Raw genomic sequence first — 20,993 nt, 5'->3', positions numbered from 1 at the left:
TCACCTCATCGTCACCGATCGGACCGGCGTCGGTGGCCGGCTTGACGCGGGGCTCACCCGGACGGGTCAGGCGCGCCCGGTGGCGTCCGCGGCGCGGGGCCGACCCAGCCGCTGTCGCCCGCGTCGCAGCGGGCGGGGGGTGACCAGGCGTTCGACCCCGCCGAGGACCACCTCGGCCAGCAGCGCCAGGCCAGCCACCAGCACGCCGCCGGCGACGATCTGCCCGCCACCGGCCGCGATACCGATGCCGAAGCCGGTCCGGATGATCTGGCCGAGGCCTCCGCCGTTGACGAACGAGGCAAGTGCGGCGGTCGCGATCACCTGCACCGCGGCGGTCCGGAAGCCGGCCGCCAGGTAGGGCACCGCGAGCGGCAACTCGACGCGGCGCAGCAACTGCCCGCCGGACAGGCCCATCCCCCGGGCCGCGTCGCGGGCCTCCGGGTCCACCTGCCGCACTCCGGTGTACGCGTTGGCCAGCAGCGGCGGCACGGCGAAGACGGCAAGCGCCACCACGACCGGCGTCCGCCCGAAGCCGCTGGCGAAGGCCACCGGCAGGATCGTCAGCAGGGCCAGGGTGGGGATGGCCAGGGTGGCGTTGGACACCAGCACCACCAGGCCACCGCCCCGGCCGAGGTGCCCCAGCCAGAGCCCGAGTGGCCAGGCCACCAGGCAGCCCAGCGCCACCGCCAGGGCCGAGATGGTGAGGTGCTCACCGAGCCGGTCCAGCATGCCGCCGGGGTTGGTCCAGTTGAGTGGGTCGTTGATCCAGGTGATCCCCTGGCCGATCGGATTCTCCGCGACGGTCACCGTGCCCTCCGGGCGGACCAGGGGGTCACCAGCCGGGCGACCAGGACGAGCAGGAGGTCGAGCACGAGCGCGAGCGCCACGCAGAGCAGCGCGGCGGTCATGATCTCGGCCTTGTAGAGGTTGTTCTGGAAGCCCGCGAAGATCAACTGCCCGAGGCCGCCATGCCCGACCAGCACGCCGACTGTGACCAACGCCACGGTCGAGACGGTCGCCAGCCGTACGCCGGTCACGATGCCGGGGAGCGCCAGCGGCAGATCGATCCGGAACAGCCGCCCCCACCGGCCGTAACCCATGCCCTCGGCGGCCTCGCCGACCTCCGGGGGCACCTGGTTGAGGCCGGCCACCACGTTGCGGACGATCAGCAGCAGCGCGTAGAGGACCAGCCCGACAAGCACTGTGGTGCTCCCGGTGCCCAGGTAGGGGGCGATGAACGCGAAGAGCGCCAACGACGGGATGGTGTAGACGACCCCGCTGACAGCCAGGATCGGACCGGCGAGCGGCCGGAACCAGTACGCCAGCACGGACAACGGCAGCGCGATCAACACCGCGAGCAGCACCGCCCGCCCGGTGAGGGAGGCGTGTTCGCGCACGGCGGCGAGGATCGTGTCAGAGTTGTCCCGCACGTACTGCCAGGAGAACCAGGGGTTACCCGGGTCGGCCCGGTAGCTCAGGCGGAAGGACATACGTGGACGTTACCCCGAAGGCTGCCGACGCGGCCCGATCCCCTCGCGCGGCGTCGATCTCCCTACAGGGCATCCAGAAGCGCTACCCGAACGGCACCGAGGCCGTCCGGGAACTCAGCCTGGACGTCCGGGCCGGCGAGTTGGTCGTGCTGATCGGCCCGTCCGGCTGCGGCAAGTCGACCGTGCTGCGCATGATCAATCGCCTGATCGAGCCGACCGCCGGCCGGATCACGCTCGGCGACGAGGACGTCACCGACGTCGACCCGGTGCGGCTGCGCCGCCGCATCGGATACGTGATCCAGAACGTCGGCCTCTTTCCACACCAGACGGTCCGGGCCAACGTGGCCACCGTGCCGGGCCTGCTCCGCTGGCCCAAGCGCCAGACCCGCGACCGGGTCGACGAGTTGCTCGACCTGGTCGGCCTGGACCCGGCCCAGTTCGGCGGGCGCTACCCGCACGAGCTCTCCGGTGGGCAGCGACAACGGGTCGGGGTGGCCCGCGCGCTCGCCGCCGACCCGGTGGTGCTGCTGATGGACGAGCCGTTCTCGGCCGTCGACCCGATCGTCCGGACCCGCCTACAGGAGGAGTTCCTCCGCCTCCAGGCCGAGGTCCGCAAGACGACGGTCCTGGTCACCCACGACCTCGACGAGGCGGTCCGGCTCGGCGACCGGATCGCGGTCCTCTCCGAGGGTGGGCACCTGGAGCAGTACGACACGCCTGCCGCACTGCTCGGCGCACCCGCCACGCCGTTCGTCCGCGAGTTCGTCGGCGCCGACCGGGGCATCCGCCGGTTGGCGGTAACCCCACTCGACCGGGAGTCGCTGGAGCCCGTACCCGGCGACGCCGCCGCGGACCTGCCCACCGTGGCACTTGACGGCACCGCCTACGACGCGCTGGCGGTGCTGCTCACCTCGGGGCGGGACCAGCTCGTGGTGACCGACGCCGGCCGACCGGTGGGCACGCTCAGCCGACACCGCCTGCTCGACCTGGGCCGACCGGCGAACTGACCTGACGGCGACCGGGCTGCCGCCGCCGGCGGCCCGGTCCCGACCGCCCCAGGCGCGATCACGCCGGGCCAGCTCAAGCGCGACCACGCCGGGCCAGCTCAAGCGCGACCACGCCGGGCCAGCTCAGGCGCGACCACGCCGGGCCAGCTCAGGCGCGACCGCCGAGGCTGGCGGTGCCGATGATCCACCCGGTGAGGAAGCCGTAGCCGGCGCCGGTGCTGGCGTCCTGCAGGGCTTTCAGCAGCGACGGATCCGGGCCGAGCAGCGCCGCCAGCACGGCGGCGAGCCCGCCGGCGAGCACGTAGGCGGCCCAGCCGGAGAGGAACTGGCTGACCGAGCCGGGCACCCGGGCCACCTGCGCGGCGGGCAACAGGTAGAGCAGGGCGACCGCGAACACCACGAGCAGCACGGCCCGCAGGTCGGCGGCGAACAGGCCGCCGGCCTGCCCGTCCGCGTCGAGCCGCCAGGCCGGCCACGCCAGCAGGCGCAGATAGAAGGCACCGGCCGACTCCGGGTCGGTCTGGGTGGCGGCCCAACCGGTGTACGCCGGGCTGCCACAGATCCCGACCAGCAACAACACGGCGAGGGCACCGGTGCCGGCGGCCGTGCCGTAGCGGCTGACCGGACCGGAGCGGTGGAAGAGCGACGCCATCCGCCCAGGCCCCGAACCCGTCGTCCGGGCGGACCTGGGCTGCCCCGAGCGGTTCAGTGCTTCAGCAGGTAGTCGATGAAGGCGGCCCGCAGCAGCGGCGCGGACTCCTCGTAACCGTGACCGGTCAGCTCCCGCCACAGCGCGTTGGCCTCGTCGATGGTCGGGCCAATCGAGTTCGGTGCGCCGTCCAGCACCGTGGCCTCGTCCGCGTTCGGCAGGTGCCGCAGCACCGACCAGTAGAACTTGACGTCGCGACGCTCCCGGGCCAGGGCGAACGCCCGCTCCCGCAGCTCCTCGGTGGACAGCGCGTCGAGCTCGGCGAACGAGGTTCCGCCGGGGGTGGCGGCAGGTGTGTCGGTCATGCGCCGAGCCTAACGGTCGAGATCAGCTCCGGCTCGGCGGACGCCGCCCTGATCACCGCTCGTCGGCGTCCCACCGACGCGGGCTGTCCTCCCAACGCGGATCCCGCCACGGGTCCACCGGCTGCGGCGCGGCCGGCGTCGGCAACGTCGGCGGCCAGTTCTCCACCGACTGCGACTGCGGCATGGTCCAACCCGTGCTGATCGTGCCGTCGGTGACCGGCTCGGGTCGGTCGGTGCTGCCCGGTCGGGGTCGGCCGAACGTCTCGACCAGCCGGGTGACGAGCAACCCGACGCCGAGCGCGGCGCCACCCACCGCCCAGGTGCTCAGCGTCCAACCACGCTCCGGCGCGTACGCCTGGAAGACGGTGACCAGGCTGACCGCCAGCAGCGTGCCGAACACGCCGCCGCGACGCCCGTACGCGCTGGTGCCGGCGAGCAGTGCCACCCCGATCGCGAGGACCGTCCAGTCCAGCCCCGAGGTGGGCGCGACCGACCCGGGGTCGGTGGCCGAGCCGGGGTGGTTGGCGGCGACGAGAACACCGGCGAGGGCGGCCAGCACGGTGGAGAAGACAAGCGCGGCCCCGGTGACCACGGCGGCCACCGCGCCCCGCCGGCGAGCCGGGTCGGCGATCGGCCGGTACCTGCCGACCAGCCGGCGGATCGCCCGGGTCGCGCCGAACAACCCGCCGAGGACGGCCACCGCCGCGAAGCCCGCGAACAGGTATCCGGCGCTGCGCCCCGGGTCGTAGTCGCCCTGCACCAGCACGGGCGCCGAACGGCGTTCGATGAACACCACCACACCGGCCGCGCCGGCCAGGCTGGCAGCCCAGCCCGGCACGTGCAGCACCACCACGGTCAGCGCCAGCGCGAGCCCGCCCAGCGCGGCGACCGCCACGGCCGGGCCGACCGACGCCGGCAGGCCCCGATCACCCTGCTCAGCGTAGTGCAGGGCGGTGGCGACCGCGACCGGCCCGACGGCCAGGTTCGGCGCCGACGTCCGCAGGCTCAACCCGGCGGCCAGGGCGAGCAGCCCCAACCCGACCGCGTCGACGAGCAGCGCGCGCAGGTTGTCGGCGCGCACGGCGTTCTGGTCCTCCTGCCAGAGCAGCCAGCCCACCGTGGCCAGCGCGGCCAGCAGCACGAGCTCCCAGACCAGCTGCACACCGATCCGGTCCCGGCCGGGCTCACCGTGGGTGGGGTCGTCGAAGACGTTCTCCAGAACGGCGACCGGCACCCCGGACGAGGGCTCGGCCGAGCGGTCCCGGCCCGCTTCTTCGTACCCCATCACGCCGCCTCCCCAGTGGCCGGCCGTCCCGGTCCGGCGCGCGGACGGACCGTGGGCGGCCCTTGCTCTCCGATCGCAGGCACCGTACCCGCGCTCGGAGCCGGGCGTAACCCCCTGCTCAGCGCTGGCCGGGGCGGCTCTCCCGTGGGTCCTGCTCGTGGTCGTCGTCCGGGCGCTCCGGCACCCGACAGGAGCGCTCCAGCCACAGCGCGGCGCCCACCAGAGCCAGCGAGGCGAGCAGACCCCCACCCGCGGCCGGTCGATCGTCCAGTGCCGCGCGTGTGGTCTCCAGGAAGAGCCAGCCGGTGAGCCCCGCGTAGAAGCCGGCGAAGATGGCCCCGGCCAGCGCCGACGCCTTGGCCAACACCACGAGGCGGGCCACCAGCAGTGGATCGACCGCGTCCCGGCCGGGCTTGCGTTCGATCCGGCCCCGGGTGTTGATCGCGGCGTACCCCTCGAGCACGGCGAGCCCGGCCAGCGTCACCACCGGCAGCCAGGGCAGCCGGGGGACGCCGCTGTAGTAGAGGCCGCTGATCAGCAGCCAGGCCACCGCCGCCGCGGCCAGGGCGGCCACGACGAGTGTCGAAATCCGGGTGGGGCCCATCCGGGACCGGTCCGGGCCCGACCCGCCCGGTGGTGGGGACTTCGCCTGCGTCATGCCGGCCGACTCCGCTCGGTCATGCCGTCGACTCTAACGCCAACTCCGGCCGGGGACGCAGTTCCAGCGCGTCGTCGGCCGCGGGGCCGGTGGTGAGCAGGTCGGTCAGCCAGCCGTGGCCGGGCAGCCGACCGTACGGCTGGATGTCGATCCACGGCCGCAGCACGAAGGCCCGCAGGTGCGCCCGGGGGTGCGGCAGGGTCAGCTCCTCGTCCTCGCTGATCACCGGCTCGTCGTCGTCACCCCAGACCGCGATCACGTCCACGTCGAGGGTGCGCGGCCCGAACCGGCGCCGCGGGTCACGGACCCGGCCGGCTGCCCGCTCCGCGTCGCGGGCCCGCTCCAGCCAGTCGCGGGGGGTCGCGGTCGCGTCCTGGGCGAGAAACACCGCGTTCAGGTACGCGGGCTGGTCGGCGTCACCCCACGGTGGAGTCTCGTACACCCCGGAGAGCACGAGTACGGCGTCGCCGAACGTGGCGACGGCCGTGCGTAGGTGGCCCAGCCGGTCGCCCAGGTTGCTGCCGAGCGACAGCACGGCCCTGGTCAACGGGTCCGCGTCCGGGTCATGGTGACGGCCACGTCGGTGAAGGTGTGCGGCACCGGGGCCTCCGGTTTGTGCACGGTGACGGTGGCGGTGCGCACCCGCTCGTCGGCCAGGCAGACCATCAGGAGCCGATCGGCGAGCGTCTCGATCAGGTTCACCGGCTCGCCGGTCACCACCGCGACCAGGCGTTCGGCCAGCTCGCCGTAGTGGACGGTGTCGGCGACGTCGTCGCTGGCGGCCGCCGGGCCGAGGTCCAGCTCCAGGACGGCGTCGACCACGAAGTCCTGCCCCTGCTCGCGTTCGAAGTCGTACACCCCGTGCCGGCCGTGCGCCCGTAGGCCGGTCAGCTGGATCCGGTCCGTCGTCATCGCCGTACCCCCTGCTCGTGATCGTGGTGTGCGCGCTCCGTGTCCCGCGACGACCGGGCCAGGCGCGGACTGCCGGTCGCGGCCCAGACGGCCAGCGCGTCGACTGTGGCTCGTACGTCGTGCACGCGTACGCCCCAGGCTCCCGCGGCGACCGCCAGCAGGCTGGTGGCCACTGTGGCCGCCTCCCGCTGGGCGGTCGGTCGTGGGGTGCCGTCCGGGGCGGCCAGCAACCCACCGAGGTACGACTTGCGGCTGGCTCCGAAGAGCAGCGGACAGCCGAGATCCAGCAGCTCCGGCAGGCGGGCGCTGAGTTCCCAGTTGTGCGCGGCCGTCTTGGCGAAACCGAGCCCCGGGTCGACGATGAGCCGGTCGGCGGCGACTCCGGCGGCCAGCGCCGCGTCGATCCGTTGGGCCAGCTCGGCCCGGACGTCGGCCACCACGTCGCCGTAGCTGGCCAGCTCGCGCATCGCGCGGGAGTGGCCCCGCCAGTGCATCAACACCCAGGGGCAGCGCGCGTCGCGGACCACGCGGGCCATGTCGGGGTCGGCCAGCCCGCCGGAGACGTCGTTGACCACGGCCGCCCCGGCCGACAGCGCGGCCTCCGCCACCCGGGCGCGACTGGTGTCGATGCTGACCGCCACGCCGGCGGCCGTCAGCTCGCGGATGACCGGCAACACCCGGGCGACCTCGGTCGCGGCGTCGATCCGTTCGGCGCCGGGACGTGTGGACTCACCGCCGATGTCGATCAGGTGCGCGCCGGCGTCGCGCAGACGGACGCCGTGTCCGACGGCCGAGTCGAGGTCGGCGTACCGTCCGCCGTCGGAGAAGGAGTCCGGTGTGACGTTGAGGACGCCCATCACCACCGGGCCCGAGGCCCGCACCAGATCGGTCACGACTAGACGGTACCGGTCGCGGCGGCGGCGCCAACCGGCCCGGGTCGACTCACCCGACCACCCCTGACGTGCTCATTAGAACAGGTGTACGATCGGTCATTCAGGCAGGATCGGGCCGTCCCTTCGCGGCTTGTCGCAATCCGGGGCGGCCCGTACGCTTTGGAATTGGCCAGCATCGAGATGGCGAAGCTTGGAGGGAGGGCCGAAGCGGGGAAAATCCGCCCAAACCTCGCCACCCTCCGTGGTGAGTAACGAACGCAGGGTCAAGAACGCCATGCCCTGTGGAGCAGATTTCCCGTTCGGCTTGCCTATCGCACCGCCGCGGCACCGCCGGCCGCGCTATGGGGAGGTTCCAGTGATCGCCTTCGAGCTCATGGAGACGGCGTCGTCAGGCGTCGCCCACGCGCTCTCCACCCTGGCGTCGACTCCGCTCGCGGAGCCGGCTCCGAAGGGGATCGACACCGACGGTGTGGTCAAATTCTTCGCCGGCAAGATCGCGCCGATCCTGCTCGCCGTCCTGGGCGTCATCTTCATCGGCCGAGCCAGCCGGGGCGAGATCTCCAAGGTGCTGACCAGCTCCGCGATCGCCATCGTCGGGCTCGCCTTCATCGCCGGCGCGGCAACACTCTTCTTCGTCGGTGATTACCTGATCGACCTGATCTTCGAATAGGCGCGTTCACCAGATGCGGCTGCGCACCGACGACGACATCTACCGGGCCCGCCTGGTCTACCTCGGGCCGCCCGGTTACACCCTTCCGGTTCACCTGCCCTACGCCCAGTACGGGCTCTTCATGCTGCTGGTCCCCCTCTACATGTTCATCCACTGGCTGTTCACGTTTACGGTCGAGCTCTTCCCGGCCTGGGAGATCGCGCTCGCCATCGTGACCACGTCGTTCATCTTCCGGCACGTCGACCCCGATCGGCCGGCGCGGGTGGTCATCCGCACCGCGCTGACCGACTGGCGGCGCACCCGGGAGCCGGCGATCGAGCAGCGCGACCCGCGCCTGGTCGGCAGCCGGATCAGGATCCGGGAGGAGCTGGCATGACCGGGCGTACGTCGATCGGTTCGTCACACGACGCGGGTGCGAGCCTGCCGCCCTACACCAGGGGCTGTTTCACAAGGGCGGCCAGTTCTTCTGAAACAGGCCTTAAGGCGGTCGCATGAGTCGCTCGTCCACGCCGGGCTCTCCGGCCGGCCACCCGGCCGTGCCAGCCGGTCACCGTGCGCAATCGTTCGACTACGCCGAAGACGAGGACGAGGTGACGCTCGATCCCGCGCTCGTGACGTCGCCCGGTCACGGGGCGGTGGGCGTGTTCCAGGCGCCCCGGCCGATCCCCCGCCGGACGCCACCCGCCGAGCCCAGCGCGGTGTCGGCCGGCGAGAACGCCGACATCGACTCCCCCTTCCTCGACCTCTTCGGTGGGGCACGGCCCGGTGCCGCGCGAGCTGTCACGGCCGGCCCGAGCACCCAGGAGCAGCCGGCGAGCCCACCGCAGGCACCGCCGCAGGTCGGCGCGGCGCCGCCGCAGGTCAGCGCGACGCCGGCCCGTCCGGTTCCCGAGCTGGAACCACCATGGACGCCCGACGACCAGCCCCGCGGCGGCCGCCGGCCCGTCGAGCCACGCCACGGCGGTGGCCACCCGGCCAGCGAGTCCCGGGTGCCGCACCAGGCCGGCGACCGGCTGCCGATGCTCCGTCCATCGGCTGAGCCCGACCGGACCCCCACCACACCACCGGCAAGCACCGGTCCCGTCAGCGGGCCGGCGAGCACCACACCGAGCCGCCGTCCGGCGCCCGCTCCGGAGAGTCGGTCAACGACGCAGACGGGCCGACCGGCAGCTCAACCGGCCCGGCCGACCGCCCCGGCTGAGCAGCCGCCCAACACCGGGCCCACCGAACGGCCGGCGCTGGAGCGCACGTCGCGGCGCGCCGCGGACTCGGACCGGCCCGAGGGCCCTGACACCCAGCCGACCGGCCGGGAGATCGCCCCGTCCCGGCAGCGGGCCGCGAGCCGACCGACCAAACCGACCCGGGTCCGCGCTCCGAAGATCAAATTTGGTGATCGGGACCCGTCGGTCGAGCTGGCCATCACCGAGATCGCCGGTCACCTGACCTTCACCCCCAACACCGTGACCGCCTGGTACTGGCTGCCCGAGGTCCGCTGGGCATTCCGGCCGGACGCCGAACGCGAAGCGCTGCTGTCAGCCATCTCCGAGCAGTACGCCGGCCTGGCGGGCTTCCGGCTGCACCTGCGCCGCACCACCCGGCCGTTCCCCGCCGACGAGTGGGCGCGCACCATCGACGCACACACCCCCGCGCCGCTCGCCGACGTCGCCGGCACCACCGGTTGGGCCGACCACCTGGTCGCCGCCCAGCGGCACCTGATGGCTGTCAACCACGCCGAGGGCCAGACCTACCTGGGCGTCACCTTCGCCCGCCGCTCCCTGGGCGACTCGCTCACCGAGCGGCTGCTGCGCACCTTCGGCCGGGGCACCGCCGACGGCGAACGCCGCAAGCTGGGCCGCACCGTGGAACAGTTCGACGAGGTGCTCGGCGCGTTCGGCATGCGCGGCCGGCGGGTCACCGCCCAGGAGTTGGAGTGGCTGCTCTACCGCTCGGTGGCACTGTGCATGTCCCCGCCCGGCACCCTCTCTCCCGTCACCGACGGGCACTGGGAACGCGGTGACCTGCTTGCCCTGACCGAACAGGTGGAGCGTTACCGCACCCCGTACGGCTCGACGGTGAAACTCGTCAACCGGATGACCGGCGAGGAACGGCACGTGGCCGTGCTCGCCGTCGGCCGGATGGAGCCGCTGGAGATCCCCGAGCGGCACGAGCCCTGGCTGCACTTCCACGAGCGGCTGCCGTGGCCGATGGAGATCTCCACCCGCGTCGACATCCTCGGCTCCGGTGACTCCTTCCGCAATCTCGAACACCGGCTGCGCATGATCCGCTCACAGCAACTCGACTACGCCGAGCACGGCATCGACGCACCCCCGGAGCTGGAGCGACTGGCCAAGCGCGCGCTGGTGATCGGCGACGAGATGACCACCGGCCTGCCGGTCGACTCGGCCCGTGCACACGGCTGGCACCGAATCGCCGTCGGCGGCCGGACCAGGGAGGAATGCCTGGAACGTGCCCGCCGGCTCATCCAGCTCTACTCCCGGGAGTTGCGCATCTCCCTGCAACACCCCAAGAACCAGGACTGGCTGGCCCGCGAGTTCATCCCCGGCGAACCGATCGCCAACACCGGCTACGTCCGCCGGATGCCGGTGCCGTTGCTCGCCGCCGCGCTCCCCCAGGCCGCCTCGAACGTGGGCGACCGACGGGGCGACCTGATCGGCCGGACCGCCGGCACCTGCCGCCGGCCGGTCTTCCTCGACCTGCACTTCCCCATGGAGGTCCGCGAACGCTCCGGGCTGGCGGTCTTCGTCGCCGAACCAGGCGGCGGCAAGTCGACCCTGCTCGGCGCGCTGGGCTACCTGGCAGCCCGCAGAGGTGTCCAGGTGACCCTGCTCGACCCGTCCGGTCCGCTGGCCCGACTCTGCGCGATGCCCGAGCTGCGACCGTACTCCCGGGTGTTGAACCTGACCGGTTCGGAGCACGGCACCCTGGCGCCCTACTCACTCATTCCCACACCACTGCGTACCGAGTTCGCCGCCGGCGCGGCCGGCGACCGGGAGTTCGAGATCGCGGTCTCCAACGCCCGGGCCGAGCGGCGGATGCTGGTCCAGGACATCTGCATGATGCTCGTTCCGCCGCAGGTGGCCCGCGAGGCGTCGACCGCCACCCTGTTCCGGCACGCGGTCCGACAAGTCCCCGCCGAGGAGACGTCCACCCTGGACGACGTGGTGAGCTGCCTCGGTCGTCTCGACGACGACGCCGGCAAGGAGCTGGCCAACCTCCTGCTGGACACCGCCGAGATGCCACTGGCCATGCTGTTCTTCGGCAGGCCACCCGAGGGGCTGCTCGGTGCCGACGCCGCACTCACCGTGATCACCATGGCTGGGCTGCGGTTGCCCGACCTCAAGATCGAACGCGAGTACTGGTCCGCCGAGGAGGCGCTGGCCCTGCCGATGCTGCACACCGCGCACCGGCTCGCCGTCCGCCGCTGCTACGGCGGGTCGATGTCGTCCCGCAAGCTCGTCGGCCTCGACGAGGCGCACTTCATGGAGGGCTGGCGGTCCGGGCGTTCGTTCCTCGTCCGGCTCGCCCGGGACTCCCGCAAATGGAACCTCGCAGCCCTGGTCGCCTCGCAGAACCCGCGCGACATCCTCGGCCTCGACGTGCAAAACCTGGTCTCCACGGTCTTCGTCGGCCGGATCGCCGAAGACGCCGAGATCGCCTCCGAAGCGCTACGGCTGCTACGGGTGCCGGTGAACGACGGGTACGAAGCCACCCTCGCCTCGCTCTCCGCCGCCGACACCAGCTCGGCCACCCGCCTCGGCTTCCGCGAGTTCGTCATGCGCGACGTCGACGGCCGCGTGCAGAAGGTCCGCGTCGACGTCTCGTACGTCGAAGGGCTGTTGGACCACCTCGACACCACGCCCGCCGCGATCGCCGCGGCGGCCGGGGTGCTACCGAGCATCTCCCTGCCGGATCTGGAGGCGTGACATGGCGAGGGCTTGGGCACGGATCGCGTCGTTCCTGCTCGCCCTCGGCGTACTGGCCGGGGCCACCCTCTCCTGGCCGCTGATCGGCGCGGACGCCGCAGCCGCCGCACCGCCCGCCGCCCAGGCCCGCGCCGACCTCTGCACGACCAAGGAGTGGCAGGCCGACTTCCGTGCCTGCGTGGGGAAACTGCAGGCGGTCAGCGAGGACGAGGTCAAGTGCCGTAACGCGCCGACCCCGGGCACGCCAGACTCCGGCCTCGCCGGCTGGTTCGCCGCCGCACCACCAACAGAGGCTGCGAACGGAGTAGCTGGTCGCTACAGCCTCTACGGATATGCGGGCTACAGCTACAACACCTACGACATAGACGGTGGCTGCGCGTCGAGCGTGCTACATCCGGACTACAAGTTCACCACCACGATCGCGAACGGCGAGTTCATGGCCGCCACGGCCATCATCGGTGCGTCAAACGCGCTCAGAGAGCGCGCCTGGGATCCCGGTTCGATGTGGGGTTGGGCTGACCCGCTGGTGGAGCAAGCGACGAAGGCCGTGTACGAGAAGGTATTCAGTGTCTTCGGGATCGTCACCCTGTGCGTAGTGGGGCTGTACCTCCTTTGGCGATCCCGTCAGTCGGACATGAGCAATGCGATGACCACCGCAGGGTGGGCCCTGCTGGTCATGGTCGCGGTTACGGCGCTGGCCGCCTGGCCGGTCAAGTCGGCCAATGTCGCCGATGGTGCACTTGTCACCAGTCTCGGGGTGGTGCACGACGCAGTCGGCCCGCAGGCGAAGGAACCTGCTCCCGGAAGATGCATCGATCCCGACCGATGCGAGGATCTCAGAACCCCTGCTGTCCGAGCCAGCGACACCGCGACCGAGACGATGCTTTATCGGAACTGGGTGCGAGGGGTACTCGGCTCAGCCGACAGTGAGACCGCTCGCAAATATGGCCCCGCACTCTACGACGCCAAGGCGTTGTCCTGGGACGAGGTCGAGAAGCTGCGCGCCAACCCGGCCACCCGCGAACCCACTATCAAGGCGAAGCAGCAGCAGTGGGCGCGGGTGGCCGAACAAATAAAGACCGAGGATCCGGAGGCCTACGAGTACCTCCAGGGTGTGCGGGACATGGACCGGGTCGGCGCCGGGTTCATCGCCGTGCTGGCCTCGGTGCTCTTCGCCATGTTCGACCTGACCGCGTCGCTGCTGGTCCTGCTGGGCTTCCTGATCTTCCGGTGGGCGGTGATCGCGGCACCCATCCTGGGCACGGTCGGTCTGCTCCGGCCGGCCAGCGCTGGACTACGGCGCTTGGCGAACGCCGTAGTCGCCGCAATCTTCAACATCGCCATCTTCGGCACCGGCGCCGCGATCTACTTGTTTGCCGTGGATCTGATCATGAGCACGCCCACCCTTGCGGGTTGGCTTCAGGTGGTGCTGGTCTGGCTCTGCGGGGTGGTCGGTTGGCTGTTGCTGCGTCCGTACCGGCGGATAACCCAGCTCGGCGGTAAGGACAACAGCGAAGCGGTCAGTTCGGCCGGCTCCTGGCACCGTCGGTTCTTCCGGGACATGCGGGTCGCGGCGCGGCTCGACGTGGTGGAGCCCGGCGGCACGGCGGAGCCGGTGGGCGGACGTCGTCGGTCGCCGGACGCCGAGCAGACCCGGCTGCGCCCGGAGGCGCGCAGGGAGGACCCGGTGCCGACGCCGGCCGCTCCGGTGGCGGCCCAGCGGACCGGCAACGCGCGCCCGGACGGTCAGGAACGCGCCGATGAGGCAACGGAGGAGACCGGTGGCCGGGGCCGTAAGGCTCCGCCCCAGCCTCGGCGGCGGCAGCCGGCGACCTGGACCGAACCCGACGTGCCAGCCGAGAACCCGTCGTTCGTGGTTTACCGACCGGGCTCCGCTGAGCGCGCGCCGGACCGTACCGGACCACGGGTGCGCTCAGAGGCCCGGTGACGGCGATGCGACGGGCCCTGGAGTTCCTCTTCACCCGAGCGCTGCGGTCCCGACTGGGGGTGGCGTTGGTGATCGCGGTGCTCGTCTTCGGCGTGATCGGGGCCGCCCGCCTGGTCTCCGGTCCGCCGGGTCCGGCGGACGGGCTGAGCAACCGACCGGAGCGGCCGATCACCACCGTGGACCCGACGGCCGGCGATGATGGCGTGAAGGCCACCGAAGCTGCGCCGTCGCCGGTCACTCCGGCCGGGGCTCGCACGCCCGAGCAGACCGCCGACCGGTTCGCCAAAGCCTGGCTCGGCCAGCCCGGGATGGCCGCCGAACAATGGCAGGCGGGCCTGCGCCCGCTGTCGACATCGGCGCTGACCGAGAAGCTGTCCGGCGTCGACCCCGGCGGGGTTCCGGCCGAGAAGGTGACCGGGCCACCGGAGGTGCGGGCACGCACCCAGACGTTCGTCGAGGTGCTGCTGCCCCTCGACAGCGGTCGGCTCCGGCTGGAGTTGGTCGTCGTCGACGACGGCTGGCTGGTCGACGTGGTGGATTGGGAACGGCAATGACCGCCGGCGGTGGCGCGGCCATCCCGCGCCGGTCCCTGCGGATCGGGTTGATCGCCACGATCCTCACCGGCGTGCTGCTCCTGCTCTGTTGCACCGGCGGCACCGCCGCGTTCTTCCTCAGCGGGCTCGGTGGCGACGCGGAGAACGGGGACACACTGGCTGGTTGGGGCTGCGGCCCGATTCGTCCGGTGGAAATCGCCGGCGAGTTGCCGAGGTTCACCGAGTACGGCGACGCACAGGTCCGCAACGCCGCGATCATCATCAAGGTCGGCCAGGATCTGGGGGTGCCCTCGCGGGGCTGGGTGGTCGCCCTGGCCACCGCCATGCAGGAGTCCGCCCTGCGCAACCTGGCGAACAGCGGCGTTCCCGAGTCTCTGGCCCTGCCACACGAGGGAGTCGGTGCCGACCACGACTCGCTGGGCCTTTTCCAGCAGCGGCCCGGCTGGGGGTCGGTCGCCGAGCGGATGACACCCGCGTACACCGCTCGCAAGTTCTACGAGAAGCTCGTCAAGGTGCGGAGCTGGCAACGCCGGCCGCTGACCGTGGTGGCACAGCAGGTGCAGGTCAGCGCCTATCCAGACGCGTACGCCAAGCACGAGGAGGTGGCCAGCAGAATCGTTGACGCCCTTGCTGGCGGCGCGGCGCGCACCGTCGAGATCAACGGCAAGGCGGTGTGCAACGCGGCAGAGCACGGCGAGATTGCCGCCTCCGGCTGGACCGCCCCGATTCCCGGCGACGTCGGTTCCGGATTCCGGACCGCCGAACGCCCCAGCCACAACGGTGTCGACATCGGGGCGGCCAAGGGCACCGAGATCCGAGCCGCGGCCGCCGGGCGGGTGCTGGTGGCTCGTTGCGACCCGGACAACCAGGGACGGCGGACCTGCGACGTGGACGGGCACCCCGGCAAGGGCGGCTGCGGCTGGTTCGTCGACCTGCTACACGCCGGCGGCAACATCACCCGGTACTGCCACATGGTGGTCCGTCCTCGGGTCGCACCGGACCAGATCGTGCCGGCCGGCGAGGTCATCGGGCAGGTCGGCAGCAGCGGAAACTCGTCAGGCCCGCACCTGCATTTCGAGGTGCACCTGCGTAGCGACCGGTCCAGCCGCGGTGCCATCGATCCGATCCCGTTCATGCGCGAGCGGGGTGCCCCGCTGCGCGCCGCCGAGTGAGGCCACCACGGGCATGACCGGACCGATGCCGGACCCCTTCGCCGACCAGCCCGACTGGGCGCCCCGGCCGCCCCGCCCGATGGCAATGGTTCCCGCCACCGAGCGGGTGGAGCTACGCGGGCGACGGGTGCTGGTCGGTCTGCCGGGGTTGGGTTGGCGAGGGGACCTACGCGCGGACGACCGGGTGGTGCAGAGCGCCCGGACCTATGTCCCGGTGATTCCCGAGCACGAGTGGTACCGGGCCGAGGCCGACCAGGTCGAGGTGTTCGCACCACTGGTGCCGGTGGAACGGGTCTGGGTCGAGACCGTTGGCAGCCGGCCGGAGTCGGAGAGCCCTCGCGAGCCCGGCATCCGGTTGGTCTCGCTGGACGGCCCGGCGCACCGGTCCCCCACGCCCGTCTTCGAGGCCGACGCCGTCACCGGCCGCCGCGTGGTGCACGTCGAGGGCGGTCAGGAGCGCCGGGATCTGCGGGCGGTCACCGAGACCTACTCGGGTGCCGAGGGGGACATCTGCGTCCGGATCACGCCGGAGGTGGAGTGGTACCGCTGGGCCTGGCGCGGCCAGTCGCCCACCACCCTGGAGGTTCCGGTCCATCTGTTGTGGATTGAGTGATATTAACCTATTTCAACCCCTCCACACACCCGCCAGTCATCCTCTTTCCTCACCTCGAACTGCCACCTGTCCGTCAGGCTCTGCTGAATACCATCGACCGTGGCGCTACGCCGGATCACCGTTACGACAGAGGCGGTATGGCCTTCGCCTTTGACCTCGAGGCTGCCCCAGCTGACCAAGATTGTGACGTTAAGTTCCTGCTCACGAGTCAGTAGGTCGGCTCGTAGCGAGCGAAGCGACTCCAGTTGCGAATCGCCCCCACAGGTAAAAAGGTCTGCTCTCGCGTCGTTGCGATCGACGAGAAACGCCCGCAGGTAGTTGTCCACCACCACGTCAGGCGCGCTGCGGTCCGGGGCGGACGCGCGGTGGTACAGCACAAGGCCCATGGCGAGCCCGCCGATGCAGAGCAGCGCGAGCACTCCGGCGACCACCGTGAGCACCGTCCGCGTTCGGCGGCGCGGCGGCTGCGGCGCCGGCGGTGCCGGGGCAGGTGGCAGCTGCTCGGATGGTGCCCGTTGGGCCGGTACGTGGGAGACCTGGGAACCGGCGGGGGGCTGCACTGATTCCACCTCCTGACGCTATCGGCTGGACGGCCCGGAGCCAATGCCCCAGATCCAGCGGATCGTGACGGACCCCTACCCATCGGTGAGATCCACGACATCACCGGCGCAGCGCCGTGGTACCTCCCGGAGGAGCGGCCTCGGCTGGGATACCGTCTCTGCTCGGGAGGGGTTGCCAACCTCGGGCAGAGGGGGTGGATGCGGTGGCCGGTCCGAAGGCACGCACGAACCGCGCCGCTGCCCTACATCGCCGGGCGGCGGCCGTCGCGACCGCTGCCGCCGGCATTCTGGACGAGACGCGACCAGCTCCTGCCGACCAGCGCCGGCAGTACGAGCTGGCCGATCGTCTTCGGACGGCCGCCGCGCGGTTGGCCCCGGGGTGGGCGGGCGCCGCGTTGGACTCGCTCACCGTGGACTCTCCGGCGGGTGACGGCCCGCCGCCGTTCGTCCGGGTCGGCACGGCGGCGCCGTTGGACGATGCCCGCTTTCCCGCGTTGGTGCCACTTGTGGGCACCGGTCATCTGAGCGTGGACGCTGACGCTCGGGAGCCACGGGTGGCCGGGTTGCTCCGGGCCGTACTCCTGCGGTTGTTGGCGGCGACGCCTGCGGGTGCGCTGTTGATTCGCGCGGTGGATGCCACGGGTGCGGCGCTGACCCCGTTCGGAGCGCTCGCTGATGCTGGCCTGCTGCCGCCGCCGGCGGTGGACGTGGCGGGGCTGCGCGCGGTGCTGACGGAGGCGGAGCAGTGGGTGACTCCGGGGGCCAGCGGGCGACGTCGGCACGACCGCACGCTGTTGCTCGTGTTCGCCGCTCTGCCGGAGTCGACGGGCCCGGCCGATCTGGCGCGCATCGAGGCGCTCGCCGAGCAGGGGCCCGCCGCGGGTCTGCATCTGGTGGTGGCCGGCTGGCCTCCGGCCGGCCCGTACGCGACCCGGACCGCGCTGCCGCACACCACATCGCTGGCGCTGCGTAACGCGTACGCGTTGCTCGGTGACCCGCCGAGCGCGTCCTTCGCGGGTCCGGGCGCGGATCCGCCGGGCGGACTGAACTCACCGGTCTTCGTCGAGGCGGACCCGCCGGTCGAGTTGGTCGACGCGGTGTGTCGACGGCTGGCCGAGCAGGTGGAGGCCGGCTCGCGGTTGGGGTTGGCGGCTCTGCTGCCGCCGACGGGTGAGCATCTGTGGGAGTCGGATTCCGCGGACGGGCTGACCACAACTGTCGGTGATGCCGGGGGCCGGTCGGTGCCGTTGGGTTTCACCGAGCTGACCCCGCACTGGCTGGTCAGTGGACGGTCCGCAGCGGGTCGCGCGGCGTTCCTGACCACCGCGTTGCTGGGGTTGGCCGCTCGCTACGGACCGGACGAGTTGACGCTCTACCTGGTGGATCTCGGCGACGGTGAGTCGTTCGTGGAGTTTCTGCAGACCGAGCGGGACCGGTCGTGGATTCCGCAGGTGCGCGCGGCCGCGATGGCCGCCGATCGGGAGTACGTCCGGGACCTGCTCGACGAGTTGACGGCCGAGGTGCAGCGGAGGACGGAGGCTGGGGCGCGGGCCGGCGGTCAACGCTTCGCCGAGCTACGTCAGCACCGGTCGCTGCCAAGGATCGTCTGCGTGTTGGACAACGTGCCGTTGCTCTTCGCCGAGCGGGACCGGCTGGCCGCCGAGGTGTCCGCCCAGTTGGACGGGTTGGCTCGGGCTGGTCGGGCGTACGGCGTGCACCTGGTGTTGGCCGGTGCGGGCGAGTTGGGGTTGAGCGCCCGTACCGATGGGGGTCACCGGGATTCGGTGCTCGGGCAGTTTCCGGTGCGGGTGGCGCTGCCGGGCGGCAGTCCGGTGCTGGAGCCGACGAACGACTCGGCCGCCGGGCTGCCGGTGGGCAGCGCGGTGGTGAACACCGCAGGCGGGCTCGGAGGCCCCCGGGGTGCGATCCGAGGTCATGAACGGCTGATCCGGCACCCTGATCCGCAGGACCACCCGGCGGTGGTGGAGGGGCTGCGGCAAGAGCTGTGGGCGGCACGGCCGGCCGGGTCGGTGCCGCCGGTCGTCTTCGCCGGATATGCCCGCCCGCTGCTCGGCAACGATCCGCGGTACCGGGCGGCGTTGGCGGGGCAGTCGCACGGGCCGGCGGCCCTGCTGGGCCGCGCGGTGGACGTGGCCCGCTCGACTGTCGCCGTACCGTTGGGTCCGGCCGCGGGCCGCAACCTCGCGGTGCTCGGCTCGGGTGCCGCGGCGGGCGGGTTGCTGGCGACGGCGGCCCGGAGCACCGCGGACCATCACGCGCCGGGCACCGCACGTTTCCTGGTGGCGGTGCCGGACCCGGGCGCGCGGGCGCTGGCGGAGGCGTTGACCGCGGAGTTGGCCGCCCGGCATCCGGCCGAGCTGGTGGATCTGCCGACGCTGCTCGCGGCCCCCGCCGACGAGCTGCCGACCTATCTGGTGGCCTTCGGGCTGGACCGGCCGGGCCCCCGGGAGTTGCCGGTGGAGCGGTTGCGTGCGCTGCTGCGTAACGGGCCGCCGACGGGGCGACACCTGTTGGGTTGGTGGCGTGCGGTGCCCCCGTTCGCCGCGCTGTTCGAGCCGGCGGGCGAGGTCGACAAGTTGGCCGCCGTGGTCGTGCTGGACGTGCCGGTCGCGCAGCTCACCCCCGTCTTCGGCCGGGCGGTGGAGTGGCGGGCCCGCCCGGACCGGGCGGTGCTCTGGGACGGTCCGGACGAGCGGGGCACGGTCCTGGTGCCGTTCGCCGACGAGGCCGGGTGATCGGGTGGCACGGGCAGGGGGTGTCGAGATGAGCTCGGAGGCAACGGTGACCGGGCCGGGACGGCAGCGGGTCGCCGCGGCGAGCGGGGCCGTCACCCAGGCTGCGGCCGAGCCCAGCACCGCTTGGGCCGAATACCTGGCCGCGGCCCGCCAGCTGGACGGGGTACGCCGCAGTGCGGCCGCTGCCGCCGGGGAGCAGGCCCGGTCGGCGGAGACCGCCCGGGAGGAGCTGACGGTGGTCCGTACCGGGCTGGCGAGCCAGCAGGAACGGCTGCGCGAGTTGGGCGTACCAGCGATGTCTTTGGTGCCGTCACCGCCGGAGCTGACCGAGGCGTCCCGGTCGATGGCGGGCGGTCCGGCGGCCGTGCTGGCGGCGCTGCGGGCCGCGCGGGGTCGGGCCGAGGCGGCGGACGCGGCCCTGGCGGCGCGGCGCCGCTTGCGGCCCGGGTCGTGGCCGGCGCGGTTGCGCAACCTTCTGGTGTACGGGCCGTTGGCGCTTGTGGTGCCGCTGATCCAGGTGGCGGTGTACGCGGCGACGGGAGTGGGAGCGGCGAGTGTCGCCGCGTTGATCTGTGGGTTGCCGATGCCGGCGGTCGCGTTCGTCGCCGGTTGGGTGGGCATCGGACGGTTGTTCCGGGTGAGTCCTGCCGAGCGGCTGGACCGCACGGTGCGCTTCGGCGCGCTTGTGTGCCTGGTGCCGGCGGTGCTGGTGACGGCGGGCCTGCTGCTGGTCCTGCTCGCCGGCTGACCTGCCCGGCTGGTCGGCGCCGGGCAGGAGAGCAGACGGCGGGAAGGCAACGGCCGGCCGGCCCCCGCAGGGGTCGGCCGGCCGGAGCACGTCGGGTTGTCAGCGGGGGATGATCAGGGCCATTGCCTCGGCACGGGACTTGGAGTCCGTCTGCAGGATGCCGCGCACGGCCGACGTGATGGTCTTGGCACCGGATTTCTGGATGCCGCGCATCGCCATGCACATGTGCTCGCACTCGAGCACGACGACGACGCCGCGGGGTGCGAGTTTGCTCATCAGCAGGTCGGCGACCTGCGAGGTGAGCCGCTCCTGCACCTGGGGCCGGCGGGCGAAGACCTCGACAAGTCGGGCCAGCTTGGACAGGCCGGTGATCCGCCCGTCGGGGCCGGGGATGTAGCCGATGTGCGCGCTGCCGCGGAACGGCAGGAGGTGGTGCTCGCAGAGGCTCATCACGTCGATGTCCCGGACGATCACCAGCTCTTCGTGGTTGGCCTCGAAGGTGGTGCTGAGCACCTGGGCCGGGTCGACCCGCAGGCCGGCGAAGAGTTCGGCGTACGCGCGGGCGACCCGGGCCGGGGTCTGCTGGAGTCCGTCGCGGTCCGGGTCCTCGCCGACCGCGATCAGGATCTCGCGGACGGCCTTCTCGATCCGGCCCAGGTCGACGGCGTCCTCGACCGGGCGGCCGGTCAGCTTGCCGCTGATCAGCCGCGCGGCCACGTAGTCGAGCTCGTCGTCGCCGTCGGGTTCGGTCGCGGAGACGGCCAGCTCC

At 72.3% G+C, this 20,993-nt stretch carries 21 protein-coding genes; 10 read left to right on the top strand and 11 right to left on the bottom strand.

Going from position 1 to position 20,993, the window contains the following annotated elements:
* Positions 1-66 precede the first annotated feature (66 nt).
* The gene (locus ACPXBU_RS23015) at positions 67-807 is read right to left on the bottom strand and encodes an ABC transporter permease (RefSeq protein ID WP_393369445.1); all 741 of its coding nucleotides are present in this window, start codon (positions 805-807) and stop codon (positions 67-69) included.
* Positions 804-1,490 (bottom strand): ABC transporter permease, encoded by a 687-nt coding sequence (locus ACPXBU_RS23010; RefSeq protein ID WP_425759611.1) that lies wholly within the window; start codon positions 1,488-1,490, stop codon positions 804-806. The genes ACPXBU_RS23015 and ACPXBU_RS23010 overlap by 4 nt, the downstream gene beginning before the upstream one ends.
* Before the next feature lie 2 nt (positions 1,491-1,492).
* Here ACPXBU_RS23010 and ACPXBU_RS23005 point away from each other — a divergent pair, with 2 nt between their 5' ends.
* On the top strand, positions 1,493-2,497 hold the full coding sequence (locus ACPXBU_RS23005) for an ABC transporter ATP-binding protein (RefSeq protein ID WP_425759610.1): 1,005 nt from the start codon (positions 1,493-1,495) through the stop codon (positions 2,495-2,497).
* A 148-nt stretch (positions 2,498-2,645) separates the two neighbouring features.
* Here ACPXBU_RS23005 and ACPXBU_RS23000 read toward each other — a convergent pair whose 3' ends face one another.
* The 7 genes from ACPXBU_RS23000 to folP all read right to left on the bottom strand — a co-directional run bounded on the left by ACPXBU_RS23000 (position 2,646) and on the right by folP (position 7,259).
* Positions 2,646-3,149: a hypothetical protein gene (locus ACPXBU_RS23000; RefSeq protein WP_393369436.1), complete on the bottom strand. Its 504-nt coding sequence runs from the start codon at positions 3,147-3,149 to the stop codon at positions 2,646-2,648.
* 53 nt (positions 3,150-3,202) lie between these two features.
* The gene (locus ACPXBU_RS22995; protein WP_355032626.1) at positions 3,203-3,511 is read right to left on the bottom strand and encodes a hypothetical protein; all 309 of its coding nucleotides are present in this window, start codon (positions 3,509-3,511) and stop codon (positions 3,203-3,205) included.
* Between the two features lie 52 nt (positions 3,512-3,563).
* A complete protein-coding gene (locus ACPXBU_RS22990; protein ID WP_425759609.1) occupies positions 3,564-4,796 on the bottom strand; it encodes an ABC transporter permease in 1,233 nt (410 codons plus the stop codon).
* 118 nt (positions 4,797-4,914) lie between these two features.
* Positions 4,915-5,454, bottom strand: a complete 540-nt coding sequence (locus ACPXBU_RS22985; protein WP_393369430.1) for a DUF3180 domain-containing protein — start codon at positions 5,452-5,454, stop codon at positions 4,915-4,917.
* 19 nt (positions 5,455-5,473) lie between these two features.
* Positions 5,474-6,001, bottom strand: a complete 528-nt coding sequence (folK, locus tag ACPXBU_RS22980; protein ID WP_393369427.1) for a 2-amino-4-hydroxy-6-hydroxymethyldihydropteridine diphosphokinase — start codon at positions 5,999-6,001, stop codon at positions 5,474-5,476.
* Positions 5,998-6,366, bottom strand: coding sequence for a dihydroneopterin aldolase (gene folB, locus ACPXBU_RS22975; protein WP_393369424.1), 369 nt, complete (start codon positions 6,364-6,366; stop codon positions 5,998-6,000). The genes folK and folB overlap by 4 nt, the downstream gene beginning before the upstream one ends.
* Positions 6,363-7,259, bottom strand: a complete 897-nt coding sequence (gene folP / locus ACPXBU_RS22970) for a dihydropteroate synthase (protein WP_425759608.1) — start codon at positions 7,257-7,259, stop codon at positions 6,363-6,365. Before folP ends, folB begins: the two co-directional genes overlap by 4 nt.
* A gap of 355 nt (positions 7,260-7,614) precedes the next feature.
* On the opposite strand from folP, the gene ACPXBU_RS22965 reads away from it, so the two are divergent.
* From ACPXBU_RS22965 to ACPXBU_RS22935, 7 genes are all read left to right on the top strand, one after another.
* Positions 7,615-7,929, top strand: a complete 315-nt coding sequence (locus ACPXBU_RS22965) for a hypothetical protein (RefSeq protein WP_393369418.1) — start codon at positions 7,615-7,617, stop codon at positions 7,927-7,929.
* A gap of 13 nt (positions 7,930-7,942) precedes the next feature.
* On the top strand, positions 7,943-8,305 hold the full coding sequence (locus ACPXBU_RS22960; protein ID WP_357252872.1) for a hypothetical protein: 363 nt from the start codon (positions 7,943-7,945) through the stop codon (positions 8,303-8,305).
* Positions 8,306-8,420: 115 nt separating this feature from the next.
* Positions 8,421-11,873: an ATP-binding protein gene (locus tag ACPXBU_RS22955; protein WP_425759607.1), complete on the top strand. Its 3,453-nt coding sequence runs from the start codon at positions 8,421-8,423 to the stop codon at positions 11,871-11,873.
* 1 nt (position 11,874) lies between these two features.
* Positions 11,875-13,821, top strand: a complete 1,947-nt coding sequence (locus ACPXBU_RS22950; RefSeq protein ID WP_425759606.1) for an MFS transporter — start codon at positions 11,875-11,877, stop codon at positions 13,819-13,821.
* Entirely contained in the window at positions 13,818-14,375 is a 558-nt protein-coding gene (locus ACPXBU_RS22945) for a hypothetical protein (protein WP_425759605.1), read from the top strand. Before ACPXBU_RS22950 ends, ACPXBU_RS22945 begins: the two co-directional genes overlap by 4 nt.
* Positions 14,372-15,547, top strand: a complete 1,176-nt coding sequence (locus ACPXBU_RS22940) for a M23 family metallopeptidase (RefSeq protein WP_425759604.1) — start codon at positions 14,372-14,374, stop codon at positions 15,545-15,547. The genes ACPXBU_RS22945 and ACPXBU_RS22940 overlap by 4 nt, the downstream gene beginning before the upstream one ends.
* Positions 15,548-15,560: 13 nt before the next feature.
* Positions 15,561-16,160, top strand: coding sequence for a hypothetical protein (locus ACPXBU_RS22935; RefSeq protein WP_425759603.1), 600 nt, complete (start codon positions 15,561-15,563; stop codon positions 16,158-16,160).
* 2 nt (positions 16,161-16,162) lie between these two features.
* Here the strand turns inward: ACPXBU_RS22935 and ACPXBU_RS22930 are convergent, their stop codons facing one another.
* A complete protein-coding gene (locus tag ACPXBU_RS22930; protein WP_425759699.1) occupies positions 16,163-16,720 on the bottom strand; it encodes a hypothetical protein in 558 nt (185 codons plus the stop codon).
* 194 nt (positions 16,721-16,914) lie between these two features.
* Between ACPXBU_RS22930 and ACPXBU_RS22925 the strand changes: the two genes are divergently transcribed.
* Together ACPXBU_RS22925 and ACPXBU_RS22920 are read left to right on the top strand one after the other, a co-directional pair.
* Positions 16,915-19,476, top strand: a complete 2,562-nt coding sequence (locus tag ACPXBU_RS22925; RefSeq protein ID WP_425759602.1) for an FtsK/SpoIIIE domain-containing protein — start codon at positions 16,915-16,917, stop codon at positions 19,474-19,476.
* Positions 19,477-19,504: 28 nt separating this feature from the next.
* Positions 19,505-20,224 (top strand): hypothetical protein, encoded by a 720-nt coding sequence (locus ACPXBU_RS22920; protein ID WP_425759601.1) that lies wholly within the window; start codon positions 19,505-19,507, stop codon positions 20,222-20,224.
* 99 nt (positions 20,225-20,323) lie between these two features.
* On the opposite strand, the gene folE is transcribed toward ACPXBU_RS22920, so the two are convergent.
* Positions 20,324-20,989: a GTP cyclohydrolase I FolE gene (gene folE / locus ACPXBU_RS22915; protein ID WP_030328001.1), complete on the bottom strand. Its 666-nt coding sequence runs from the start codon at positions 20,987-20,989 to the stop codon at positions 20,324-20,326.
* Positions 20,990-20,993: the final 4 nt, after the last annotated feature.

The organism is Micromonospora sp. DT231 (assembly GCF_049847025.1).
Classification (GTDB): domain Bacteria; phylum Actinomycetota; class Actinomycetes; order Mycobacteriales; family Micromonosporaceae; genus Micromonospora.
The sequence above is the reverse complement of the archived record's forward strand: the minus strand, read 5'-3'. Positions and strand labels throughout refer to the sequence as shown.